Raw genomic sequence first — 26,232 nt, 5'->3', positions numbered from 1 at the left:
ATAACAGCAAAAATTTATTATCGTTGTAAGAATTCACTATTTAACTTCGTCTTATATAATAAGATTCTGTTATTTGGAATCTAAAATATGGAAGGAGAGTCGAATTTTGCAAAGTCCTATTAAAAATCAGTTGAACATAACATTTGTCCCTGTAAGTAACATGAAAGAGTCTGTGAAATGGTATAGTCATTTACTAGGCCAAAGTTATGATGAAAGGAAGGTTGACAAACCTGTTTTTAACATGAACATTAATGGTTATACAAATTTGTTATTGGATGCAGGACCTAAAGGGCAAACACAACACGTATGCCCTTCTCCTCATCCTTTATTTAGCTTTTTCACCGAAGATGTAGGAGCTTCTTACGAATACGTTCAAAAACTTGGCTACACGATTCATTCACCAATTCAAGAATTTGATGACATATCGTTTTTCGTTATTAAAGACCTAGATGGAAACCTAGTAATGATTTGTGCTGACTAACAATGTGTGAACGACTTGGCACTTTTCAAACGTTTGAAGTGGAGCTTCAGCTCAAAGATGAAAGTAGCAACGTTTCTTCCTCCGTACGTGCATAGATGTCCATCGAATGGAAATCTATTTGTACCATTATTATTATTTATTGAGTGGAAGGAAGCTGGTTTTACCATAGCAAAATCACTCAAACCTATATCATCTTTTGCCATAGTATGAGTTATGAGGAAATTATAGCCTAATTTTGCTAACGTCATCCGAAATTCATCTCCACCTACCATTGGGTTTACACACTTTACACGTTTGATAATGGAGACTTTTCAAGAAAAACGTTAAATGCTATTTAGAAAAAGGTTAGTTAGCCCCACCTCATGAGTGCTAACTTCTTTTCTTTAAACTAGCGATTAATGCTACAGCTGCAGTCACTCCAGCTGCAGCTGTTATGACAAGAACAATTAATATTAATAGTTTAAACATGATAAATGTAACCTCCCTATCAATTAATGGCTTTCTAACTATTGCCGATTTTGAACCGCACTTTTAAATGGTTGTCATTCACATGATACAATAAACCAGACAAACTTCTGAGACTGTTACAGATTTAAGGTATATGTAGTACACCCCCAGTGTTTAGAGCTTGGTCTCCTGTTCCCTTTCCACCCATTGCTCTTTAGCTCTTTAGCAATAAGCAAATTAATAAACCCGTGACCAACCAATACTATCGATGTATACTTTTGAGCATAGTCCACTAATAATGCAGATGCTTCTCGAGCTCTATTTTTGGCAATACGGTAAGACTCACAATCCGCAGTGACATAACCGCTAAACCACAAGCATCTGAATATCAATGCCCAAGTACTTGGTCTTGATTCCATCCCCCATAATGCTGTTTTTGGAGTCGGTAATGTTGTTTCTCGGAATATAGGAATTGAAATTGTTTTTACGTTGGAATTTAATAATTTTACTGACGCAGTAGAGCGTTCTAGGTCACTTGAAATGACCAATTTTGCTGTAGATATTGTCCTAACGGTTTTTGTAGGGTAAGACTTTTCTTCAAAAACCCCTATATGATCATATTTTTCAACCCAATCTTTAAACTGCGTACATGTTATTACATTATTATCTGTATGTTTTGATTTGCCATGTCTAATCAATGAAATTTCCATAATCAAACCCCTGTTACTAAAATGATTTATTATTTTGTTGAAATACTATACAGTGTTCCACGTTTCTTTTCATTTCCAAAATGCGAATAGTAGCTGTTTCACAAACTATATTTCCATCAACAATTACGATACCTATTACTATTCCAATATGGCCTATACAGCGAGTAATCTCAACCTCAAGATGGTGCATCACCTAGTATAAATCGGTTTTCAAGACACCCTCTTTTTCTTTTAATTTAAGAACTATAGCAACAAGGATTATGAAAAGAGAATTATTTTTTAATCATCTAAAATTCATGTAAAATCCCTCAAAATATCCCAAATAGAATTTCATTCTTTTAGAGAGAGTCAAGCAATATACTATACTCACTTAACATTCCACGATAATATAAGACCCAAATGTGTAAGTCCTCCACCAAATCCATAGAGTAATAAAGTATCTCCATTTTGAACTTTCTTTTCTTGAATTCCTAAATGTAATGCCAATGGAATAGATGCGGATGACGTATTTCCAAAATACTTCATACTAGTCAAAGTTTTTTCTACCGATAATCCCGATTTTTCACATATTGATTCTATCATTCTTCGGTTTGCACTATGGGGGATAAACCAATTAATATTTTCCATTTGTAAATTTGTATTAAGCAATAATTGCTGAATTCCTGTTGGTACCGTACGGGTTGCCCACTTGTATACTTCCCTTCCATTTTGCACCATCTTACCTGATGTATTCAAAGGTTTGTTATCCATCTTAGTTGCAAAAGTTGATCTATATACATGTATCCCACCATCTCCATTTGTCCCCATATGGCTACCTATAAAACTAGGATTGTCTAGATCAAATTCAACCAACATAGCCCCTGCACCATCTCCAAATAAAATACATGTTGTTCTATCGTTATAGTCGGTCACTTTTGATAAAGTCTCTGTTCCAACTACTAAAACCTTTTTATGCTGTTCAGAAGAAATTAAACTATTAGCTAAATGTAAGCCATACATAAAACCAGCACATGTTGCATTCAAATCAAATGCTCCTGTACTGTTAATATTAAAGTGACTTTGAATTTGACAAGCTACACTTGGAAATGCGTAGTCAGGAGTGGTTGTTGCTACGATAATACAGTCTACATCCTCTATGTCTTTGTTGTAGCTTTCGATTAGATGATCGATTGCTTGAATAGCTAAATGAGATGCATACATATCTTCCTCTGCTATGCGCCTTTCCTTTATACCCGTTCGTTGAACAATCCATTGATCATTCGTATCTACCAGCTTCTCTAAATCTTCATTTAATAATCGTTTTTCTGGAACATAAGTACCTATTGCTGTTATGCGTGCTTTAGAGGTCATCATTTTTTGTCACCTCATTGTTTTCTTTAATTATAACACTAGGTATTAGTACCTGGTATATAAAACTAAAGAAAGAAAGAAAAAATAAATAGATAGATGGAGATCTCACTTTCGTTTATCCAGAATATAACATAATGAAAGCTTAATCTCAGAGAGTATTATAGGCATACAGCAGCAGCAACATCATAGTTCTAAAATTAATTACTCCCCCTTTTAGTCTACCTATATTTTACAATCAGTCATTACGTTTGCATCGAAATTAATGACAACAAAAAACAACACCTGTTATGATATGTTGATCGAATAACAAGTGTTGTTTTTCTACCTGACCATGATGTTAAAAATCGTTAAATTCCTAAAGTGCTTCAATTTTTATGAAACAATCTATATTGTATTAGTTGCCCAGTAGTCCCTAAATATTCTTCATTACCTACTCTACTAATTTCTTTAAATCCCAATTTACCAAGCATTTTTTTGGAACGAACATTCGCTTCATGGGTTTCAGCGTTAAAAACTGTAATTCCTAACTCCTCAAATCCATATTGCATCATACATTCAGCAGAATAAAAACCAATTCCTTTACCCCACAATGCACTCTCACCAATTGCAATGCCTAGTTCGGCAGTATTATTGTTAATATTAGCTAAGTCTGCGTATCCAATTAATCGTTCATGTAACGTTATACCCAAACGAACAAACTCTTCAGACTTTCTATTTACACAATTAAGCCACCACTGATATAGTTTTTTAGAGTTTTGATTGTACTCCCAACCGTTTGCTAAACAAAAAGATTCATCCTTACTCCAATATAAGACACTGTTATAATCAGTCATTGTTATAGGCCTGACGTTAATACAATGTAAAATCTTACTATTACTATTCACTACTTCCTCCCAAAAATTGATATCCTATGTAAAAAAATTATTATATATCAATTTCTCTAATGTTGTCTTTTAAACTTACTGTGAATACAAATGAACAAGTGTTATCTATTTTCCACTATCCATTTCAAGATTTTTTCTTCTTTACTTATAATCGTAGCTTCTATTATGTTTCTCTCATTTTCTTCTGTGCACCAAGAAATTATTCTACCGTATACAATACTGTTATTTTACGTACTAAGGTATAAACACGTATACTTCTAGAATCTTGACACCCTGTTCAACCTAAAAATAATAGGGCTAGGGTAGTGACACTTGCAGTCTTTCGTTAGTAAAAATAGCAACAAAGTTTATAAGAAGAACCTAGTTAAACAAGTCTAACCACCACGGATAATCATATTGTCCTTCTGAAATTTGAAAAAAATGTCCGGATATACCTAAATGAGTGATTCCTGATTCATAACCTAGCATTTGTGTATATGTTGAAAATATAACGAAATCGATTCTTTCAATTTCGACAAGTATATTCTTTGGTGGAGGTGGCATCCTGCCATATTTTTCTTCTGAAAATGCTGTAAAATCCTCTGTTGTTGGGTTTGTTATAGTCAAAACTATTAATATAACAATATTGACACATACAAAAAGAACTAATTTCTTCTTTTTTCTCACTATTCCCTCACTTATCTTCATTGTATTAATGATTTGATTTTCTGAATTCCTAAGTCAGTGGATGTTTCAACATAACCGACAATTTGGTCAAACATGAACACTTGTAACGGCTCATCAAGATCACTTTGTTTAGCATTCATATCCTCCAATAAGTATGGTATAAATTCTTTTACGTCATTTTCTTTTATTTCATCTAACTAAAAAATTTCACTTTGCTTTAATAATAACTCATGCAATTCATTAGTACAGCCATAGTATGTTATTAACTTACTATTTAACAAGCTAAAATCGTTATGGTATAGTTCAAAAATCTTATTATCATTTTCCATACGGTTTTTTAACTATGGTAAGTAAAATCCTTTTAACCATATATGATCAGCATTTAGGTGCATGTAGTAACCTATTATATAATGAGATTTTTTGTAAGAGCTATATTTATGTAAAAATGCTTTGTAATCAATACTCCTTGAGTAATCATTTACATCTTATAGAAATGTGATATATCTTTAGGTGAAACTGCATCAGGTGCAATCCCACCTTAAAGAAATGTAGTTTTTTCTTTAATCGAGAAATGATCAGCAATACGATTTGCAATTAATAGATGCATGATTCTTGAACCTATAGCTTTCTCTTCATTTCAAACCTTCTTCTTAGATTTCTTAGTGTGAACCTTGTTGTTATTTTCACATCATTTTTTCAGCTTTAAGAGGGGGATGGTTACTCTATAACTTTTAGAAAAAAGATACCACATGTTCCAGTTATATACGTGTTTATACCTTAGTAAGAAGAACAACAATCTATGTGAAAACAGCTTTAATATACAATTATGCTAAATGCTCTAAGTAGATTGATTCGGCAATATCCTCATTTATTAAGCCAGTTAGTTTTAATAATATTTTGATTATTCTTGTCGTTGTTAGTTGAATTGTAGAAAATACAACGATCCCTATTTGTTCTTCCTTAAGAAAACCACAGTACGTATGAAATCCCAGTGTCGTTCCACCATGATGAATAATCGGAGAAGGACTCCATTTTTTTTGCTCAATAAACCAACCTAAACCCATTTGCATGCTTTTCTTCGAAGAATTTCCATGTATTTCATGTGTTAACTCAATTGCCTCTTTAAGCGAGCTTTCTTTCATCCCCATTTGGTGTTCCAAATATATTAACATATCATTTAAAGTGCTTTTAAATGCACCAGCACCTTGTATTGAAGGTAATTCAATAGGAGGTATCATAACGCCTTTTTTGTTATAAGTTTGTACATAGCGTTTCATTTGTTCTTCATTGCCTGTAATAAACGTGTCTTTCATGTTTAAAGGATGTAAGATATGCGTTTTAATTGCTTCCTCATAAGTCATTCCAACAATTTCAGCTAGTACATTCCCTAATAATCCAATCCCGATATTGGAATAACCCCATTTGGCTCCAATCTCTTTTTTTAAATCAAAATCAATGAAGAATTGATGTAAATCTTCATGTGTGTAATGCTTGTAAAAATTATCTTTATCTTGTTTATTTTCTTTTATCCTTTTACGTAGCTTTTTCATATCTTCCCTTGGCAGACGTGAGCTATGCGTTGAGAGATGTCGAAAGGTAATATCTTTACCATCATAACTGAGTGCATTTTTGTATGCAGGTTTATATGATGAAATTGGTTCATCTAAGGAAATTTTTGATTCTTGGACTAGTTTTGCTAACAAAAAACTAGTAAATGTCTTTGTTGTTGAGCCTATTTCAAATATACAATTCCCAATTTCTCGTTCATTCAATTCGTGATAAAACTGCCCGTCTGTAAATTTTCCTTTTGGTGATACAACACCAACCGCTAAACTTGCTTTCTTAGCACTATCTAGTTCTTTTTTTATCAACTTATGAGTCATTGTATTTAGCACTGTCACTCCTCCTCAACATAATTATTGGCTGTTTCCGTATAGATTTCGGATTTTTTTAATAAAACTAGCGTGTCAAAAATCAAACAACATCACAGTCAAAATTTTTAAGGGCTGCCTTGTAAGGAATACAGAAAACATAACCTACCTATCTTGATTTATCTTTTCTTCTATAGCCTGTTAATTAACGGGCTTCTCGAATAATTGAGAAGATTCGATAATGCCAACCCCTTTAGAATTCAAATACTTTAAGGACTTCTCTCTCTTTGAATCATTCGCACTTGCTACTGCAACTCTTACTACTGTTACAGTGAAATTCTTACGGATGGAGTCAAGGGCAGTTGCAGCTACGCAAGCTTCTGCAAATAAACCGACTATAACTATATGATTAATTCTGTTAGCATTTAAATATGAAACAAGATCTAAATTACTTAACGCATTCGATTTGTTTTTCGAAAAATAAATCTCATTCACCATTAGTAATCTCTCATCTAACTCCGCACCCTCACTTCCTTTTAGTGCTGATTTTTTTGTAAAGAAATTTACAATAAATTGGTTAGATTCATATTCATTACCTATATACAAACAGGTATTTCTCTACTGTCAGCTTTCTCTATAATATTATTAACATTAGCTAACATCGGTTCTATGTGATGAGTTGCTACTTGCATTCGAGCTTTTTCACTAATAAAGCCCTTTTGAATGTCGAGTACAAGTATAGCTACGTTCATTTACTAATCCTCCACTTGTTATTATTCCTATCATTCAGTAACACTTCATTTGTCATTCTTCCTTCTCATTTATTGAATCAATGCTTATATATTTTGTTTCTCAGACATGACAATGCAATGCAGTTTTTTCACAATTGCATAAAATTGTTCGGCTTCAGTCTCATCTAACTTAGAAAAATACTTATCTATAATTTTATTATCAATTTCTTTAGAAGCTTGATATAGTTCCAACCCTTTAGTATCCAGGTTAATATGAACTTCTCGTCGATTGTCAACATTTATTTCTCGCTTAATATACTTATCTTTTTCTAGCTTACTAAGAAGTTGACTTACTCCACTTGTAGATATGTTCATCTTTTCAGCTAAATCTTTTACAGTTATATTATTGAATGTTTGAACAATGTTTATTAGTACAGATTGTTTTGGAGTTAAATCAAACTGAAGAAGGGATTCAATCTCATGTATAAGAGAATTATTGATTTGTTCTAATAGCATAAAGGCATCTTTAAAATATGTGTTATTGTCCATTATATTCACCACCTAAATTGTTTATAACCTTAATTGTTTAGATATATAAAATATTTATTTTAATTATATGTTAGATGTTATTATTTGTAAAGTTTAAAATTAGTATTAAACAAAAAAGAACTGTCAAGAAATCGACAATTCTACAATAATAAAATATTCAGATTTATACCCTGTTAATAGCAAAGCTTCCTTTTATAAACTAATTACTACTCAATTAAATAACTTCCAACTGTGTTTTTAGCTTATTGTTAAGATATGCTGCTTTCGCAAGTGCTTCTTCATCCATCTTAACGTCCATCGGTTCGTTTCCTTGACCTAAAAGATAATCAACAAATTCCATATTTACAAAGTCAAGAATATAATGAAATTGTTGAATTAATGGTAGGGCTACAATTTTCTTATTCCCACCAGTAACGACAACATACGCTTTCTTTTTACTCATTTCTTCTTTAAAGTTGAACCTTTCATCACGAAGGTATTGTGACCAACGATCAACAAACGTTTTCATATGTCCTGACATACCGTACCAATATAATGGTGTTGTAAAAACAATTACATCATGGCTTAATAACGACTGAATGATATCCTCATAATCATCATCAACTAGATGAAATCCTTCTTCAGTATGGCGTTTGTCTACAATATCCTTAATATGATAATCATGTAAATATAGTTTTGTATAAGCTACATCTTGTAGCATCTGGTCAGTAAGATATTCTGAATTCCCATTTTTTCTAGAACTCCCCAATATATTTAAAATTCTCATCATAACACTCCCATTCATATTAAACACTTCGATCATGTTACCTATAGATAACATATGCTATTCATATTATATAGAAGATAAGATTGACCTATAAAAATTTTGAAGATGGTTGAACAGTGCTGTATATTCCATAATTATACATCATCATTTAAATCCTGCAAGAAATAAGGTTTTTACATAAGTGAACACGGTGAGTTGAAATATTAACCTGTTTGAAAGTTAGTTGTCATTTACCTTGGTATGAAGAAAAAACTCGTAAGAAATCAATAATTCATGCACAAACAGCTTTATTACACTATATTAGAACGAATTGGTGAGATTTTTAAGTTCATTTCATCGTTAATATAAAAACTCACTTCCTATGTTAAAAATAATAAAAACTCGGAATCATAGATTCCGAGTTTTTATTATTAAGATTGTACTATTACTTTTCTTCTAAGAAATATTTTTCTATATCATCTAAAAATAAGTTAGCTGCTTTAACACCACCTGCTGTGTTCCAAATTGCATCATTTACTCTATAGATATTATTGTTTTGTACAACATTTAAATTATTAAATAGTGGATCATTAATCCATTCTTCTTCTAATTTCTTTGCTTCACCTTCTTTATCAGCAGGATCATATGTGAAATAAAATAGAATGTCACCATCCATTGCTGGGATACGTTCTTTCGTCACATTTTTTTCTGCAAAATCAGCAATATCCTGACTTTCAGGTCGAGCAAATCCTAATTGGTCAAGAATTACTCCTGAAAAAGTATCTTTATGATAAATTCGAACATCTCCAGGCATGAAACGAACGATTGACACCTGTTGGTTTAATTTATCACCTAGTTGATTTTGTAAATTTTCAATTCGATTATTGAATTCTGAAATGACTTCTTTACCTTGCTCCTCTTTATTAACCGCTTTTGCATATAACTCATAGTTTTCCTTCCAATCTCCTCGCAATGTTTCTGCAAATACTGTAGGAGCAATAGCGGATAGTTGTTCATAAATCTTCTCATGGCGCATTTTATTACCAATGATCAGATCTGGTTGTAGCGATAAGATTGTTTCTAAACTCGGTTCCATTTCTTTTCCAACACTCTTTACACCATTCATTTCTTCTTGTATATGATCATACCAAGGGTCACCTGTCCACGATTGGACGGCTCCAACCGGTGTGATACCAAGTGATAATAAAGCTTCTGTTCCTTCATTCGTTAAAATAACAATTTTTTCTGGCGTTCCTTTTACTTCTGTTGTCCCCATTGCATGTTCTACTTGATAATAACTGCTTTCAGTTGTAGTTACCTTCTGGGTAGCTTCTTTACCACTAGACGTTTCACCTTCTGTATTTGAGCAACCTACAAGTGTTAGAATTGCGATGAGAAATACCCCAGTAAGAAATGAAGATAAACGATTTGATTTGTATGTATTCATGTGATCTCCCCTATTTGATAATGATTTTCATTCCTGTTTAGATGTTAGAGTATATTTACGGCTTTGTCAATATCTAAATGAAAATGATTATCAAAGTCATTGACATTCTCTTTTTCATCTCCTACACTTAAAAGAGAATTCGGTAAATTGAGGGAGAAGTAAGAAATGTTACTAACAAATAATAGAGGAAAATTGATTGGATTGATCACTAGCTTATGTATTTTATTGTTGTGTATTGGACTTAGCATTATCCTTGGCTATACTGATACAGGTGTTCAAACAGCTATTGAAGCCTTCCAACAATTCGATGGTTCGAATGAACATATTATTATTCAGCAAGTGCGTCTACCAAGAGCATTAATTGCTGCTGTTATTGGAAGTAGCTTAGCCATTGCAGGAGCCCTCATGCAAGCATTAATGAAAAATCCACTTGCTTCACCAGATATTATTGGTATTAATGCAGGTGCGAGCTTTTTTATCGTTGTTGCACTAATGGTGTTTTCAGTCAATTCATTGCAAGCGTATACTTGGATCGCTTTTGCTGGTGCAGCTTTTGCTTCATGTATAGTATATGTTTTTAGCAGCTCAGGAACAGGCTTGACTCCAATGAAATTAACACTTGCAGGTGCTGCAATAGCAGCGTTGTTTTCTTCTTTAACTCAAGGGTTGTTAGTGATGGACGAATCTGCCCTTGATCAAGCACTGTTTTGGCTAGCTGGGTCGGTTCAAGGTAGAGATTTGGACATTTTGTTCACAGTGTACCCTTACCTCATAGGTGCGACAGTTCTAGCTTTCATTATTTCTCCAAAAATTAATGTCTTAACCATGGGGGAGGATGTAGCAAGGGGGCTCGGACTACGTACAGGAGTAGTTAATTTAACGATGACGTTTTGCTTCGTTTTACTTGCGGGGGGTTCTGTTGCAGTAGCTGGCCCTATAGGATTTATAGGTATTATAATTCCACATATCGTGCGCACATTAGTAGGAAATGATTTCCGATGGATTTTACCCTATTGCGGAGTCTTAGGGGGCATTTTGTTATTGTTAGCGGATATAGGGGCGCGGTACGTCATTATGCCAGAAGAAGTACCGGTTGGTGTGATGACTGCTTTTATCGGAACACCATTTTTTATTTATATTGCTCGAAAAGGAGTACACTCAGCATGAATAAATATTATCCTTTACGGGTTGGAAAGCAGAGAATATCACTGATACTCGATAGACATGCCATTAAGATGACTTCTTTATTTTTCATGTTATTATTACTCTTATTCTTAATTAGTAGCGGAATGGGAGAACAGTTTTTACAACCTTTGCGTGTAGTGGCTATCTTATTAGGTCAAGGGGATACTTATGAACAACTCATTGTTCAGTCATTTCGTATGCCACGAATTTTGATCGCTATCCTTGTCGGTATGAGCCTTGCTGTAGCTGGGGCTATTTTACAAGCCATTGTCCGAAATCCACTCGCGTCACCAGACATTATTGGTATTTCAGGTGGCGCATCTGTTGCCGTTGTTTTGTTTTTAGTTATTTTTAGCGATGCAAATAATGCTTTAACAGTTAGTATCAAGTGGCTTCCGTTAAGTGCATTTGTAGGTGCAACTATTGTGACCTTTTTGTTATATATACTAGCATGGAAAAACGGTCTTTCTGCTATACGTCTCGTATTAATCGGTATTAGTTTGTGGGCGTTTACAAAGGCTTTGACAACCTTACTCATGATCATTGGTCCAATTTATCAAGCTAGCCAAGCCAATGTATGGATAACAGGATCTGTATATGGTTCTAATTGGGAAAACGTATGGATACTGACCCCAATTACAACTTCACTGTTGTTCATAGTCATGATCATGATACGACAGATTAATATTCAAGAACTAGGTGAAGAAATTGCTATTGGTGTGGGTACTCACATACAAAGGCAACGCATATTATTATTATTATTAAGTGCTGCGTTAATCGGAACTGCAGTGGCATTCGCTGGAGGTATCGGATTTGTAGGGCTAATGGCTCCTCACATCGCAAGAAGACTTGTTGGATCTTCATTTGGTGCATTACTTCCTTTATCAGCATTAATTGGTGCTATTCTTGTCCTATTAGCAGATACAATTGGGCGAACAGTCTTTCTTCCTATTGAAGTACCAGCAGGTGTTTTTACAGCAATTATTGGAGCACCATACTTTATTTATCTATTATATAAACAGCGAAACGGTATGTAAAAGGGGTGGGCAAAGTGAAAGCATTAGAAACAAAATCATTGACGGTGTCATATAGTGATTCGATTATTATAGATGAATTAGATGTAACTATCACAAAAGGAGAAATTACAGTATTTATTGGAAGTAATGGATGCGGGAAATCTACCCTTCTTCGTTCATTAGCTCGGCTTCTGAAGCCCCGAGCGGGAACAATTTTTATTGAACAAGATGCTATTGCTAAATTACCGACTAAAGAAATTGCTAAAAGATTAGCTATTTTACCACAAGGGCCTATAGCTCCTGAGGGACTTACAGTCTTACAATTAGTGAAACAAGGAAGGTACCCTTATCAATCTTGGTATCGCCAATGGTCCGACGAAGATGAAAAACTTGTCTCCCAAGCACTTAAAGCAACAGGTATGGAAGAACTATCTGATCGTTTTGTAGACTCATTATCGGGCGGACAAAGACAACGGGCTTGGATTGCCATGACGTTAGCTCAAGACACAGATATAATTTTATTAGATGAACCGACGACTTATTTAGACATGACTCATCAAATAGAAATATTAGACCTATTATTTGAACTTAACGATAAAGAAGATAGAACGATTATTATGGTTCTCCACGATTTAAATTTAGCTTGCAGATACGCTCATAACGTGATCGCTATCAAAGATAAAAAAGTGTTTGCTCACGGGAAACCGGAACAAGTGATTAACGCTAAGCTAGTTAAGGAAGTCTTTCAAATGAATTGTGATGTAACAGTTGATCCCCTTTTTGGAACACCAATGTGCATTCCACACGGTAGAGGCAGGCGTATTTTAAATGAGGTGAAAAAGCATCATGAGCTCGTTTACAGCTGAAGAATTAAAGATCTTACAAGAGGAATACCGATTATCAATAACAACTAAACCTTCATTTTTGTCAGTTTACACAGAAGACTTACTCGATGAACAAATATTACACAATTATTTAGTATATATTAAAGAGCAAACTAAGTCTGCTAACATAATGGTAGCTAGCTCTCTTTTCGTGAAACGATACAGCTTTGCGGTTTTAATTGCATTATATGCGATGAGTGCACTAAATAAAAAGGTGGACTTTTCAATAAAAAATGTAGCTATTGAATCGGAGGACGAACGTGATACATTTTGGCAACCATTTTTCAAGTTGAATAACGTATCAATAGAAGACGCCTCTGATCGTAATCGGATCAAGTGGAGAAATGATATTTTAACACAAGTTTTTGCAAATCACATAGACGTTTTATTTTCGTTAATAAATAAAAAATGCAAACTATCAATGACCATAATGTGGGAAAACCTATATATATACATAAAGTGGATGTACGAAAAACTGTTAACTGATTGTCAGTATAATCACTTACAAGAAACGATTACTGATGATTACAATTATTTGTTACAAGAAGCGCCAAGTCATTTGTTTGGTTCACATGACCATAACCCATTTTTAAAATTCGAAATATCAAAACATAACAATCAATCAGCTTATAAGCGTACAAGCTGTTGTTTTTCATACTTAGTTGGGGATCAAAGAAATTTTTGCAAAATATGTCCCATTGTTCATGACAGAAAGCAAGCTTAATAAATGTCAAAATTAAAATGAGTAGGGTCTGTATTGAAACAAACCCTACTCATTTTAAAATTCTTTTCGTAATGCTGTATTCCCAATGAGTATTGCTTAACGTACCAGAACTAAAACGCGTAACATCAAGCAGGAAATTTACACAACTAATTATTCAATACACTTTTCCCGAGGGTGTCAAATATATCATTTAATCAACTTGGTATTTTTCTTTAAACACAGGACTCAACTCACTCCATACATCGAACTTATTTCCATCAAGATCATAAAAAACAAAATTGTTACCAGGGTGACCACGATCTTCAATTTCTCCTACTCTGACTCCTTTGGCTTTAAGTAAGGTATGAAACTTTGCTAATTCACTATACCCATTTACCTCAAAAGTCATTGTAAAATGTTCATATTCATTATAATCGAGAAATCCTATTCTCTCTCCTTGCTTTGCTTTCACAAGAAAAAAACTTTGATTGGCTAAGTCAAGTATTACCTTATCATGATTCAAAAATGTTTCTTTCGCTCCAAGGTTTTGCTGATACCACTCTGATGCCTTCTTGGGATCTTCTACTGGTACATATGTAGTACCCACTCTTTGTATGAAAGTACTCATTGTGTCTCCTCTGTGATTGCTCATAAATTATATACAGCTCCTAAAATGTCACAACACCTAATATATTTCCGTCAAGATCAAACAAATCAAAGAATCTCATTCCGTCTCCCCCATGGATTTCACCTACTTTATTCCCTTGATTTGTTAAATAAGTATGAAAACTATCAACATCTTCACAGTAAAAATTAAAGGTTTGATGATGAATTTGTGGCATTGTTTCAACCTTGTATAAGGTTAAGGCAGTTTTCAATTCCCCTCCATCATTAAATCGAAAACCTACATATTGCCCGTCACTGCTTCGGTATACAACTTTAAAAGGAAAAGTCTCCATATACCATCTTTCAGATCTTTCAATATTTGTTACTGGAACAAAAACACTATCAATTCTTTTAACTGTTTTCATATCAATCGCCTCCTTTATATAAATAACGGCATAAAACATAAAAAAGATACGGAAAAAATTTATATTTTTTCTTTGAAAAAAAAACGATTGCCATCAGGATCGTACAACTCAAAAGTAAAGAACTGATCATCTCTATTTACATTTACACCTCGAGAGACAAGGATATGATAAGTAGTAACTATATTTTGAAAATCATTCTTCTTTAAGCTGTTTAATAAACGATTAAGGATCGTTGGTATAGGATCGTTACTCTTCATTTGAACACTGTTCATTTTTGTTAAAGTCGCTCTACCTCGATTTAAAGCAGCTTTAACTGCCCCATCAGTCATTTCTAATAACTCAGCTATATCTTTTGACTTAAACCCGAAGTATTCTGTGAGTAAAATAATTGCAGCTTGTTTGAAAGGTAATAGTGAAATGAGTACTTCTACAGAATCAATTAAACTTATGTCGGTAATTTTTTCAGCAATACAAACCTCTCCATCAATAACCTCCCTTTTTGTTTTTTTGATTGTGTCTCTCCATTGATTTGTTGCTGTTTTAAAAAGATACCCTTTAGGATTAGGATGATCGCTGAGCTTAGATGAACGTTTAATAACGTTTAAAAGCGTGTCTTGATATAAATCATCACCATCCCATGGCGTACCTGTTAACATACGACAATACCGCTTCAATTCGGGTAAATATTCATTAATATAAGGCTGCATTTCCACATCATACACTCCTAAACAACCTAGTAACTTCCATTCATATAATCTAATTATTTCAAAATAAGTAAGTTTTAACAATCTTTATTTTCTGCTCTAATCGTAAACTATGTGGCGTGGTTCCTCTATTAGAGGATAATGATGTTGTTTTATGCAACAGTCATCGTTCCGTTTTATAAAGGCTCTTATTACAAACTCTGTTGCTAGTGCTACCAAATTAGTACGATAAAAAGTGGTTTTATATGTTAGTCATCGTTGTATAGAAGAAAAGATGCCACGAATGCTATAAGTATAAGTGTTTATATCATAGAACGAAAATCAACACACAATGCCAAAACAGCCTTTATAAATAAATGGATCTTACAAAACCTAGTTGTATAGGTGTTCGTTTTTTCGTACGACAAACAGCAACCATTGCGAAAGCAGCTATATAAAACATACTAATCTTGTTTTACAAAACAAAATTACTAAAGGCGGGTTCTAGTCTATTAAGAAAATCTATATATATGACTGTAAGTTGAGAAATTCGTGAGGCCAGAAAGCAAAAGACAACAGATGAGAAAAATAAAGATACACCAAATCTAACATTTGAATAAATAAGAAAGCACTACATATCTCAAATCATAATAACAGGACATGCTAGTGCTGCAGGAGTGGGGTAGATAGTCGAGAGGTTTTTGTAATGGGTTTTTATTTATGAGTAAAGGTTAATTAGACATGGACTCCGTCTTTTTCTTTGTACGGTCCAGCCTACCATAACTATATGAGTGTCTAATATGTATATACTATGTTATATGAGATATTTCAGATAATTGTATAGAAGAAGTTGGTAATCTAAACCTCATCAATTCAAAGAAAACTTCTCTAATCGTTTCAATATTTTCCTTCATTCCGGTATCAACCCATTTATCCAAAATACTTAACATAGCACCTGCATAATATGAAGGTGCGTAATAATGGGCTGCCTCACTTAGGTTCATGAATGCCTTGCAATGCATTTTATGGCCAACATCTTCAATTTCTTTTTCTAAGATTCGTAGTAGACCTGATAATTCTTGATTTTTTAGCAATATAATCAAGTCTATATTTTCATTCCAAATACGTAGATATGTGTCCATAATGTAATTGATAGGATCTATATCATCGTTGAAAGGAGTAAGTTGTTTTTCATAAAGTAATGCAATATGATGACTAACTACTTCTTCTTTTGATTCATAGTTTAAATAAAAAGTTTTTCTTGCTAATTCAGCTCGCTCTACTATGTCTTTAATTGTAATACTCTTATAACTTTTTTCTTTCAAAAGTTCGATTAGCGCTTCTCTAATTAAACGCTGAGATCGTTTAGATAATTCATTCTTAGTCTCTTTCATATCAAACTCCTCATATAATACACATCTTTATAGGGCATGTGTATACTTTTAAAATTCTATTGACCAAACAATTTTTCATTATTATACTTCAAATCAAGATATTACACAAATGTGTATACTTTTAACGTTTCAATTCTGTAAATAGCGATTCTATTAAGCTTCAACACAATAAATTTATTAATGAAAAATACATGGTAAGTAAAAATTGCGTGTAATATTTGAAATTTCTATATGTTTTTGCATATCATTTCGAATTGCGATATATCGCACAATATTTCAGGAGGAGATAAAATGAGTAAATTAAAAGACAGCAGTAAATATGCCTATCAAGGATTAGAAACAAATGGTTTTTTTCTAAAGGGAAGTTTACCAAAAGACAAAGCCATAGAGTTAGCGGGCAGGGATTTTTCGTTTCAACAAGTTGAAGACAATAGAGTGGGTTGTGCTTTAATGGTCGTTAGAATAGAGAATATGAAACCGTGGAATATACCATTAGTAAACATCAAATATCCAGAAGCAGCGTGGTTATTAGATAAGGGAAATGGTGACTATTTAGCTGTCAAAGCGCAAACAACACTCTCTATGCTTCCTGCCTTATCAATGTCAGACAACTATAATACAGATATTGGAGATATTTCTCTTAACAAAAATGGTGAAAATGCCAATGTAATTGTGACATCAAGGAAAAACAGCTTTACTGTAGAGTTAAATGAACCGTCAGAAAATACAGAGTTTGATAAGACACTGATAAACAACTTATGGACACGCAATAAAAAAGGCAAATATTATCGCATACCCTGGGCTCCAAATGAAGCAGAAGGTATATATCAAATGAATTGTCAAATAACCGATGATAGCCTTGGAAAAAACGTATTCGGTCACGAAGTTATGTGGAATGAAAAAGCCATATACTTCATCAATCGTCGCCATAGTTGTGCTCCATCATACGCAGATCAACCATTTAGTGAAGTACAATAATAAACACTAGAAAAACTTGATTAGAGCATAATTTATATGAACCACTCCTTACGATGCTAGAACAGAGCGGTATATTCTTTACACTTTCTTATTTGTGATAGGTTCACCACTATTATTTAAAAGGCAAAAAATAAACCATTGGGTTCAAATATCCAATACCTTTATAATACGCTAATATCTCATAAAATTTTTAATAAATCGTCAAACAGACACTCATCTGCTGTTGTTTGCTAAGCTCTTCATAGAGTTATTATTCCCACTATTTAAAAGGTGCCTGACCCTAAGAATATTAACATAGTAACATACGAGGGCAGGCACACAATATTTAATAGCTTTTTAACAATGGCAAATTAAATCAACCATTCTTCATGAAATTCTGACTTTCTAAGTAATTAAGCACGGTCTGTGAAAATTCGTGATGGGATTCTTGCGTATATTTTGCAATGGTATAGACTTCAGCAAGATTTTTCAATCCCAATTGTTCTGTCATTTCCTTAAGCTTAGGGTTATCCATATAACGTTTCCAACCCTTCTCATCTCTCTCTTTATAAATATCCAAAATATCATCATTTGAATAATCTTGATACTTATCATAATGGACAAGCCCTTGCTTTGGTAGTCTATCACGTGGAGCAGGGTTTTCTGCCGGGTAACCTAATGAATACCCAACAACAGGTACTACGTTTGGTGGTAAGTTTAATAGTTTACCAATTTGATCGCAATTAGCTAAGGTTGAGCCCATATAGCAAATTCCTAACCCTTCATCTTCTGCTACTAAAGCACAGTTTTGCGCTACTAACGTTGCATCGATGGCACCGATCATAAAGCTCATGAAATTATCAAAATGTACAGGAGCATCATTAAGCGTCAACCACTTCCTCATGCGATTAAAATCCGCACAGAACGTTAAAAGAATAGGTGCATCCACAACCATGGATTGATCCATATGTGCACTATATAATTTTTTCTTAAGCTCTTTATCTTTTGTAACGATGATCGAGTAAGGCTGCATATTGCCACTAGAAGATGCACGAATACCCGCATCTAATATTTTTTCTAATAATTCTTGACTGACTTCCTTATCTTCATATTCCCTTATGGATTTGTGCCCATGAATAACGTCATTTAACTCCAAAAGATCACTCCTCATATGACAACTTAGACTTTTTTTACTTTTGCTCTTTCTACTAAACTCTTTCCTATTATATATATGCCTTCCACCAAAAAAAACAAATTTTCAATAATATTCTACATTTTCTGAGGCTAATTAATCAACAATTAAACTAGATAGCTTCTTTAAAATTAACTCCATTAAATTAACGTGTGGTTTTAAAAAATAATCTACATTAATAAAGTATTTACTTTCATTTGTAAAATAAAAATATTTTCTACCAACACTAATTGATTAACCAACTTCAACTTCAATTGTCATAATTTCTCTTGTAAAACATGCAATGTGAGTCTCATTACTTTCTATATTTCCACTCTCCATGAAAATAACTACTATCACTCTTTTAAGCAAATGCGACATAAGCTACTCTTATTATGTATTTTTTCGCTTTCTCATTTACCATGAAATTAATCATGCTCATAGACCATACTAATCTTACAAAACCTATAGTGCAATATACAAAGGGAACCGTGTTATTTTCTGAGGACAGTATCTTTACAGATTGTTAAATCTTATTTCGTAAACTATGGATTAACGTGTAAAATGCCAATCAGTTTTTCTCGTAATTTTATTATGCTTTGCTACATGCATGAAAAATGCACTTTATCTTCTGTTAATTACCTTATTACAATTAGCCCTTTATTTCGTTCGGTTCGGCTTGAATATAAATATGCTCTGGATGAGGATGGCTAAGAAAATCATGATGTGATATTGACCATCCATATGCACCTGTATAACTAAACAGAAGTATATCCCCAACTCTAAGCTTTGATACATATACTTGTTTTGCCAAAATGTCATTAGGAGTACAAAGCTCTCCTGCTACTGTTATGACATCATCATTTAATTCTGGACGTGTGAATGGATATACCCATTGTTCTATCGGGATGATAGTAAAAGGGTGACTCTGTTTCCAAGCGGCTGGTAACCTAAAGTGATGACTCCCTCCTCGCACGACACAGAAATGATGGTTGTGATTCTGTTTAATATCTAACACTTCAACTGCATAGTAACCACATGATGAAGTGACATACCTCCCACATTCAAACAACACTTTTCTATTAGAATCATTCTGTTTTGCTAGCACATCTTGTAGCCGAGTTGTGAAATTCTCCCAATCAAATTGTTGTTCTATCTCATTGTAATTTACCCCTATTCCGCCACCAACATTTATATATTTACTGTCCATATCACACATTAACTCCCATTTTTTCACTTTGTTAAAACAATGATCTACAAAGTCTGCATGAGCTTTGGAGTCAAAATTATTTGACATTGCATGAAAATGAAAACCGAGAAGCTCTATATTCGATAAACCTATTGCTAGGTTAACTGCGTTTGGAATGTCATTCTCATCTATGCCAAATTGTGTAGGGACACCAGACATCTTTAATTGAGCATTAGGAACTGAGCTTCTCAAATTAACACGTAGTAATATTGACACAGTTATAGCTCTTTCTTCTGCGATATAATTTAACAATTGTAATTCATTAATACTCTCAACATGAAACAAGGACACACCATAAAAAATGGCACCTTCCAGCTCTTCTCTTGTTTTAGCGGGGCCACCGAATAAGATTGGAATGTCTTTATCAATTGCTCGTACTTTTTCGATTTCTCCTAATGATGCTACTTCAAAGCCAGGAACAATTGGCGCTAGAGTTTTTAACAGTGTTTCATCTGAATTAGCCTTAATCGCGTAAAATAATTGACACGATGAAGGGAGTGTTGTCACTAACTGTTTCGCATGAGTACGTAAATGTTCTAAATCATATACATGCGCACAAAAGGGTTTTTCACGTTCTGACTTAAGAGACTTCACAATGTTTTCAATCATTCTTTCATTCTCTCCCGTAATGATATTTTAAGAGCGTCTAGAAAAGTGGACAAAAAGCTGGCTCTATAAACACTCTCTATAAATAATAGATTTGTCTTCTATACGTAACAACAATAATAGTAGAAACTATACAGCCTAAACCCATGACGACTCCTGCCCACATCGTTCCAGCCCAAGTAGCAATCGTTCCAATTACTAGAGCTCCTAACGGTATGAATCCTCTATCCATTAAGGCGATGCTTAAAATTCGCCCACGCAGTCGATTTGGAACTTGCATTTGTATAGTAATTCTACTCATTGTTCGGTAAATCTGACTCGTTAAACCAACAAGGAACATCGCGATACTACCAATAAATATATTAGAAGTAACAACAAATAAAAGTAATGATCCTCCGAACGCAATTATAGAATAAATTAACCATTTCCCTATATTGTTAAGCTCTCTTCCAATTGATAGCCAGCAAGATCCAACTAGTGCACCAATTGAAGAGATCGCTAACAGCATACCAAAACTACCAGGTCCTAACTTATATAGTTCTTTAACAAATAGTGGCATCATCGTCGTATAAGGGAAGCCAAATAACATTGGCACAACCGCTAATATGAGTAGTGACTGTACCGTTGGAGTTGTTTTTACAAATGCTATTGCGTCAGCAATCGATGTTGGATGATTTACTTCCCTATTAACCTCTGAAAATGATTGATAACGAATCATTGATAATGACAAAATGACACCTAACATACATAGGGCATTTAAATAAAATAGATTCCCAACATTAAGCACTGCAAGCAGCAACCCTGCAATAGCTGGTCCAATAATACGAGCTAGATGAATAATCGTTGTATTGATCGCTATTGCACTTGCCATGGAGCTTGTTGGTACTAGTTCTGGTAACAATGCTTGACGAATAGGAGGCTCCAACGCTGCTAGTATAGCTCTTGCTGTTACAATTAGCATAAATAGCTTATAAGACTGCCCACCTTCTACTAGAAAGCCAATCCAAACGGTTAATAGCATGATTCCACATTGCAATAATATTAATAGTTTTCGACGATCATAGCGATCTGCCAACATGCCACCCGGTACGCTAAAAATAAAAGTTGGTACTAGCCGACATGCATTGATGATCGCAAGCTGGAGCGGTGAGTTAGTAAATTGTAACACCGCCCAGTTTAATACAACTAAATCCATCCAATCTCCTACACGTGTGACTAAACTACCACCCATAAAGATGCTGAATGTTTTTGATCGTAACGCAAACCTTGATTCTTGTTGCTCTAATTGTACTTCTACTTGTGCCATTGCACTTGGTCCTGCATAGTAAATTGATGAAGTGGATTGGCTACAGACACATAGGCATATTCACTACTTTCTGGTTGTAAACGCATTCTAGTAAGCGCCTTATGATCTACATTCCTTTGATAAAGTGCCGCCTTGTCGATCCGAACATTTTCCGTATATACCTCTTTTGTTTCAAGCTGGGTAAATACATTGTCACAAATTTCATGTATCACCTTCCAAAGCTCTACCTCTTTAAATCCGAAATGCTTACAAGTTTGCAAAATTAATTCACCACAATGATTCTGTATAACGGTATAAAATACTTTATTATGCATGTCTTTAACATTATCCGTTAATGTCATTGAACCAGGATAAAAATCTGCATGAAACCCTTGTTCTACAAGACGCTCCCTATATATTCTAGCTCCTCCCCAATCACGGAACAGCATTCTTATGGGGCGGCCGTTGTTAAATACCATTACACTATTTTGCAAATGACCTTCTAACCCAATCCCATATTTGACCATCATAGTAAGGTAACCAGGTAGTGAAGTTCGTATATATTCTTCAAAGAATTGGGATGCAGCATTTTTTAGAGACGAAATCGCTTTATTCTCCATGTATTTTTCTATCAAGTCTACAAAGATTGGTTGCTCCGTTATTGGAGATTCAGCAAACAATGAGCTACTCACTATTGCGACTTCTCCTTCATCAATAAAGTTCTCAATATTTTCTCGAAACACTGCAGAAAGATTTCTGCTTTTTAAATTACGAGTATCTTTGTTCGCTGTAAATTCTTTCGTTTTAAAATTAAAACCTGCGCATTCACATACTGGGACAAATGTTGCTAATAAATCATGTTCATTCATCATAATTTGACGTATCAGCTTAGTAAAAACAGTAGCATTGTTAGTCGTATTTGCTGAAATTGAGCGAACTGTAGATGTCATCTGGCTGTTAATAGCTACCTTTATGGCACAGTTGTTTGTAAATGGTACGACTGTTCTAAACGACGATGTAGCTCCGCAAGGTATTTTGATACTACTAATAGGAACAACAACTTTATTTTTAATTTCCTCATTATAAATAACAGGTATAGCTCTTTTAAGCTGCCAAGGGTGAACTGCTATTATGACATAATCACATAGAGCGAGCCCTTGCTGTGTAAATTGTTTTTCGGCTGTCACTTGTAACTTAGGATATTCATTGAAGAGGAAGGCATTGGCTTCGTTATTATGATCAAGTGTAGACCATTCTGCATAATCTTTCCTCACTGCGACGAATTGAATATCTGGTACTCCATCAAATTCTGGGGCGTAATGAAATACTTCTGCTGGAATTAAGCCCATTTTCGTCTTTGTACCAGGGTGTAAATTATGACCTTCCACACATAATTGTTCGAAAAATAAACTCGAATTAAATGTTGGATCATGTTTTTTTTGCAAACGCACCCAGTCCACAATGTTAGTTATTTCAAGTTCACTAGCTTTTTGCTGTAACGTTTGTTTCTTCTGCTCCCAGTATGCATATGACAACGTTAAATTTGCTGAACCATTCGTTAATTCCTCAGCAAGCTTCAACCAACCACTTGATTTATTTAAAATTGCTGCATCTTTATCCCTCATGAGATGAAGGAATTGAACTGATTGTTCAATGACTCGAACCACTCCATCAGACAAATGCAAAATACGTCCATCCACTTCTATTCTGTTAAATGCATATGTTGTGCTTACTGGCATAACAAGATAATCATTGCTGTATAGATGGTATAGTTTATAAACCTTGTTACCCTCTATTCCAAATGTATGTAAAGCTTCAATGATTTTTTGCCATTCGTTATTAATAGCAGGAACATTTAATACATGTATACCATCTTTGACAAATAAGTCATACGAATTTGAACTCAATCCTAGAATATCTTCTCGTAACATTGATGCTACTAATCTATTTAAAATTCCATGACGTCCTTTTGCTAAAGAATTTGCAAACCTTGACTTTAAATGAGGGTAATGTTCTTCTAAAAATGCTGCAACAGCTTTTTCATCTTGAAGTAACTCTCCTTTTCTTAAACTTCTAAATGAATCGCTTAGTGTATCAGTTGCAATAGTATGTACATTAATGTTACTCATAATTATTCTCCCCTTTCCATTTCGCCAAAGGATTGGGAACTTTTTTATAGGAATAAGATGTAATATCTCCTTGTAACCTCATCGTAGTGAGTCCCTTTAGATCAATCATAGGTTGAAATAACGCTTCCTCATCCTCATTAGCCACACTGTTAATATCAGTTTCTACCTTCAATTTACTAAAGATAGCACTGCAGACTGCCTTGACTTGCTTCCACAATTCTTCTTCATCAACATCTAATTCACGCACGATACAAGTAATTAATTCAGCAATATGATTTTGCATTACTGAATAAGATATAATATTTCTTAATTGAGTAACGTCATTGGTCACGATGGATGAATTTGGATAAAACGTTGCATGAAACCCTTGCTTCTCTAACCTTTCGGGAAGTACTCTTATACCACCAAAGTCTCTAACAATCATTTTTACGAGCTCCCCATTACGAAAAACGGAGACGCTATTTTGCATATGCCCTTCCAAACTGATTCCATACCTTACCATTAAAGTCAAAAAGCCACGTAATGATACTTGAGCATATTTAGATATAAATAATAAAGCAGCTTCTTGATTATTTGATGTTTGCAATCGATTTGCCAATTCTTCTATTAATTCAATCACAATTTTTTTGTCACTAATTGGTGACTGTGCTAATAAGGCAGCTGCAGGCATAGCGATTTCCTCTTCGCAACTAACATAGTTCTCTGGATTTTCCCTTAAAATACAAGCTAGATTTGCTTCATAAGTCCATCTTTCATCATTTGATAATTGTTGATTAAGTGGTTGAAAATAGCTACCAGCTCGTTCTTGAAGAACGATAAAAGTATTGTCAAAATGATTTTCTCTCTGTTGGATGACAGCAAATAGTTTTGATAACATTGGTCCATTCTCAACTGAATTTGGTGAAACAGTTCGTACTGCACTAGTTGTTTGTACATTAATAGCTGTTTTTATATGATGTTTTTTCTGTCCCCAACGCTGAATCGGTGCCAAGGAACGAAAGGATATTAATGACTGTGTTGGTAATGAAAATTCAGGGATAGGTATGATGTGATGCTGCTCTAATTCATTTTTGTACAATCCACCTAGCGTATGCTTAAATTGCCATGGGTGAACTAGAACTAAGTCGAACTGGTCAGGATTAAGCCCACTTTTTATTAAGTAGTTTTCAACTATTTCTTGTAATCCTGTGTACTCTTCATACAAATAATCTTTTACCGTCAAATCATTAACAGAAGTTGTTTGACAGTACATTTTAGAAACGGCTATAATTACAACTTTTGGAGAAGCACCCCACTCTGGTGAATAATGAACTACATCTCCAACTTCAAGACCTAGCTTAGTCTTTGCACCTGGATGTAACGTATGTCCTTCAACAACCCACTGTTCAAAAAAAGCAAGTGGACTAAAGTTTGCACTTTTTTGTCGCTGCTTGATTACCCATTCCATGGATGTTTGTATATATTCTGGAAAATCTTGTTTTCTTCTTTCAGCTCCGGTTAATGCTAACGCTAAATTTGCAACTCCGTTTTGAATTTCTAGTTTGAATCGTTCATACTGCTTATCATCAACACCTGCAAACAAACCTTCATTTTTTAATATCTCTAGAAGTTCAGCAGGATGGGCAAGCTTATGAGAATTCTTATGACTACAAAGCATTATATCTCCTGCTAAATCAAATCGACCAAGAGAATGTAATTTCTTCACATCAGCCTGAAGCCACTGGACATCAGACAATCTTACACGAATAGTCAACTGCTTACCTTCAAGCCAAGTAATTCTTTCCTCACTAATGATTCTCTCCCGAACAAGAGATTGAAACAAACGTTGAAAAATACCTCTTCTACCTGCATGAATATTTTTTATATATGTATCAAGCAATTCAGGTTTTTCCGTCTTAATGTATGATAGAGCTTTTTGTTCTTCGTTATCGAAAGTAGTTTGAGATAACATCGTAGTTGTATTTGTATGCATCCCGTTCATTTCAACCCATCCTTTATATTCATAAATTTTATTAACCTCACTTATCAATAACAATAATAATGATAATCATTATCAAT

The 26,232-nt window shown here is 34.0% G+C and carries 26 protein-coding genes and 1 pseudogene; 6 read left to right on the top strand and 21 right to left on the bottom strand.

Annotated elements, in window-relative coordinates; genetic code table 11:
- The first annotated feature begins 106 nt into the window (after positions 1–106).
- Complete coding sequence (locus SLH52_RS10610; RefSeq protein ID WP_320209247.1) at positions 107–481, top strand: VOC family protein; 375 nt, start codon at positions 107–109, stop codon at positions 479–481.
- On the opposite strand, the gene SLH52_RS10605 is transcribed toward SLH52_RS10610, so the two are convergent.
- The 12 genes and pseudogenes from SLH52_RS10605 to SLH52_RS10550 all read right to left on the bottom strand — a co-directional run bounded on the left by SLH52_RS10605 (position 478) and on the right by SLH52_RS10550 (position 9,881).
- Positions 478–753, bottom strand: a complete 276-nt coding sequence (locus SLH52_RS10605; protein ID WP_320209246.1) for a hypothetical protein — start codon at positions 751–753, stop codon at positions 478–480. The two genes, SLH52_RS10610 and SLH52_RS10605, sit on opposite strands and share 4 nt — an antisense overlap.
- Positions 754–1,065: 312 nt before the next feature.
- Complete coding sequence (locus SLH52_RS10600; RefSeq protein ID WP_320209245.1) at positions 1,066–1,638, bottom strand: histidine phosphatase family protein; 573 nt, start codon at positions 1,636–1,638, stop codon at positions 1,066–1,068.
- Between the two features lie 366 nt (positions 1,639–2,004).
- Complete coding sequence (locus tag SLH52_RS10595; protein ID WP_320209302.1) at positions 2,005–2,988, bottom strand: ketoacyl-ACP synthase III; 984 nt, start codon at positions 2,986–2,988, stop codon at positions 2,005–2,007.
- Positions 2,989–3,353: 365 nt separating this feature from the next.
- A complete protein-coding gene (locus tag SLH52_RS10590; RefSeq protein ID WP_320209244.1) occupies positions 3,354–3,872 on the bottom strand; it encodes a GNAT family N-acetyltransferase in 519 nt (172 codons plus the stop codon).
- Between the two features lie 360 nt (positions 3,873–4,232).
- A complete protein-coding gene (locus tag SLH52_RS10585; protein ID WP_320209243.1) occupies positions 4,233–4,538 on the bottom strand; it encodes a hypothetical protein in 306 nt (101 codons plus the stop codon).
- Positions 4,539–4,555: 17 nt separating this feature from the next.
- Positions 4,556–5,160 (bottom strand): annotated as a pseudogene (locus SLH52_RS10580) (hydrolase).
- A gap of 202 nt (positions 5,161–5,362) precedes the next feature.
- Positions 5,363–6,433 carry a serine hydrolase domain-containing protein gene (locus SLH52_RS10575; protein ID WP_320209242.1) on the bottom strand — a complete coding sequence of 357 codons (1,071 nt, stop codon included), beginning with the start codon at positions 6,431–6,433 and terminating at the stop codon, positions 5,363–5,365.
- Positions 6,434–6,610: 177 nt separating this feature from the next.
- Complete coding sequence (locus SLH52_RS10570; RefSeq protein WP_320209241.1) at positions 6,611–7,015, bottom strand: cysteine hydrolase family protein; 405 nt, start codon at positions 7,013–7,015, stop codon at positions 6,611–6,613.
- Positions 7,006–7,161 carry an isochorismatase family protein gene (locus SLH52_RS10565; protein WP_320209240.1) on the bottom strand — a complete coding sequence of 52 codons (156 nt, stop codon included), beginning with the start codon at positions 7,159–7,161 and terminating at the stop codon, positions 7,006–7,008. Before SLH52_RS10565 ends, SLH52_RS10570 begins: the two co-directional genes overlap by 10 nt.
- Positions 7,162–7,245: 84 nt before the next feature.
- Complete coding sequence (locus SLH52_RS10560) at positions 7,246–7,689, bottom strand: MarR family transcriptional regulator (RefSeq protein WP_320209239.1); 444 nt, start codon at positions 7,687–7,689, stop codon at positions 7,246–7,248.
- 214 nt (positions 7,690–7,903) lie between these two features.
- Complete coding sequence (locus SLH52_RS10555) at positions 7,904–8,455, bottom strand: flavodoxin family protein (RefSeq protein ID WP_413785512.1); 552 nt, start codon at positions 8,453–8,455, stop codon at positions 7,904–7,906.
- Between the two features lie 424 nt (positions 8,456–8,879).
- On the bottom strand, positions 8,880–9,881 hold the full coding sequence (locus SLH52_RS10550) for an iron-siderophore ABC transporter substrate-binding protein (protein ID WP_320209238.1): 1,002 nt from the start codon (positions 9,879–9,881) through the stop codon (positions 8,880–8,882).
- A 165-nt stretch (positions 9,882–10,046) separates the two neighbouring features.
- Here SLH52_RS10550 and SLH52_RS10545 point away from each other — a divergent pair, with 165 nt between their 5' ends.
- The 4 genes from SLH52_RS10545 to SLH52_RS10530 are packed head-to-tail and all read left to right on the top strand — an operon-like array spanning position 10,047 to position 13,690.
- The gene (locus tag SLH52_RS10545; protein WP_320209237.1) at positions 10,047–11,048 is read left to right on the top strand and encodes an iron ABC transporter permease; all 1,002 of its coding nucleotides are present in this window, start codon (positions 10,047–10,049) and stop codon (positions 11,046–11,048) included.
- Positions 11,045–12,103, top strand: a complete 1,059-nt coding sequence (locus SLH52_RS10540; protein WP_320209236.1) for an iron ABC transporter permease — start codon at positions 11,045–11,047, stop codon at positions 12,101–12,103. Before SLH52_RS10545 ends, SLH52_RS10540 begins: the two co-directional genes overlap by 4 nt.
- A gap of 14 nt (positions 12,104–12,117) precedes the next feature.
- Positions 12,118–12,948, top strand: a complete 831-nt coding sequence (locus SLH52_RS10535) for an ABC transporter ATP-binding protein (protein WP_413785511.1) — start codon at positions 12,118–12,120, stop codon at positions 12,946–12,948.
- Entirely contained in the window at positions 12,929–13,690 is a 762-nt protein-coding gene (locus SLH52_RS10530; protein WP_320209234.1) for an IucA/IucC family C-terminal-domain containing protein, read from the top strand. The genes SLH52_RS10535 and SLH52_RS10530 overlap by 20 nt, the downstream gene beginning before the upstream one ends.
- A 190-nt stretch (positions 13,691–13,880) precedes the next feature.
- On the opposite strand, the gene SLH52_RS10525 is transcribed toward SLH52_RS10530, so the two are convergent.
- From SLH52_RS10525 to SLH52_RS10510, 4 genes are all read right to left on the bottom strand, one after another.
- On the bottom strand, positions 13,881–14,297 hold the full coding sequence (locus SLH52_RS10525; RefSeq protein ID WP_320209233.1) for a VOC family protein: 417 nt from the start codon (positions 14,295–14,297) through the stop codon (positions 13,881–13,883).
- Positions 14,298–14,337: 40 nt separating this feature from the next.
- Complete coding sequence (locus SLH52_RS10520; RefSeq protein WP_320209232.1) at positions 14,338–14,700, bottom strand: VOC family protein; 363 nt, start codon at positions 14,698–14,700, stop codon at positions 14,338–14,340.
- A 59-nt stretch (positions 14,701–14,759) separates the two neighbouring features.
- A complete protein-coding gene (locus SLH52_RS10515) occupies positions 14,760–15,407 on the bottom strand; it encodes an RNA polymerase sigma factor (RefSeq protein ID WP_320209300.1) in 648 nt (215 codons plus the stop codon).
- A 785-nt stretch (positions 15,408–16,192) separates the two neighbouring features.
- On the bottom strand, positions 16,193–16,777 hold the full coding sequence (locus SLH52_RS10510; RefSeq protein WP_320209231.1) for a TetR/AcrR family transcriptional regulator: 585 nt from the start codon (positions 16,775–16,777) through the stop codon (positions 16,193–16,195).
- 291 nt (positions 16,778–17,068) lie between these two features.
- Between SLH52_RS10510 and SLH52_RS10505 the strand changes: the two genes are divergently transcribed.
- A complete protein-coding gene (locus SLH52_RS10505; RefSeq protein WP_320209230.1) occupies positions 17,069–17,755 on the top strand; it encodes a hypothetical protein in 687 nt (228 codons plus the stop codon).
- 355 nt (positions 17,756–18,110) lie between these two features.
- Here SLH52_RS10505 and SLH52_RS10500 read toward each other — a convergent pair whose 3' ends face one another.
- From SLH52_RS10500 to SLH52_RS10480, 5 genes are all read right to left on the bottom strand, one after another.
- Entirely contained in the window at positions 18,111–18,890 is a 780-nt protein-coding gene (locus SLH52_RS10500; protein WP_320209229.1) for a nitroreductase family protein, read from the bottom strand.
- Positions 18,891–19,557: 667 nt separating this feature from the next.
- Positions 19,558–20,763 carry a type III PLP-dependent enzyme gene (locus SLH52_RS10495; protein ID WP_320209228.1) on the bottom strand — a complete coding sequence of 402 codons (1,206 nt, stop codon included), beginning with the start codon at positions 20,761–20,763 and terminating at the stop codon, positions 19,558–19,560.
- A 76-nt stretch (positions 20,764–20,839) separates the two neighbouring features.
- Positions 20,840–22,066, bottom strand: coding sequence for an MFS transporter (locus SLH52_RS10490; protein ID WP_320209227.1), 1,227 nt, complete (start codon positions 22,064–22,066; stop codon positions 20,840–20,842).
- Positions 22,054–24,174, bottom strand: coding sequence for an IucA/IucC family protein (locus SLH52_RS10485; protein WP_320209226.1), 2,121 nt, complete (start codon positions 24,172–24,174; stop codon positions 22,054–22,056). Before SLH52_RS10485 ends, SLH52_RS10490 begins: the two co-directional genes overlap by 13 nt.
- On the bottom strand, positions 24,167–26,155 hold the full coding sequence (locus SLH52_RS10480) for an IucA/IucC family protein (RefSeq protein ID WP_320209225.1): 1,989 nt from the start codon (positions 26,153–26,155) through the stop codon (positions 24,167–24,169). The genes SLH52_RS10485 and SLH52_RS10480 overlap by 8 nt, the downstream gene beginning before the upstream one ends.
- Positions 26,156–26,232 lie beyond the last annotated feature (77 nt).

Origin of the sequence: Cytobacillus sp. IB215665 (genome assembly GCF_033963835.1) — a bacterium.
In the GTDB taxonomy this organism is placed as follows: Bacteria; Bacillota; Bacilli; order Bacillales; family SM2101; genus Nanhaiella.
This window is presented reverse-complemented; position numbering and strand designations above follow the sequence as displayed.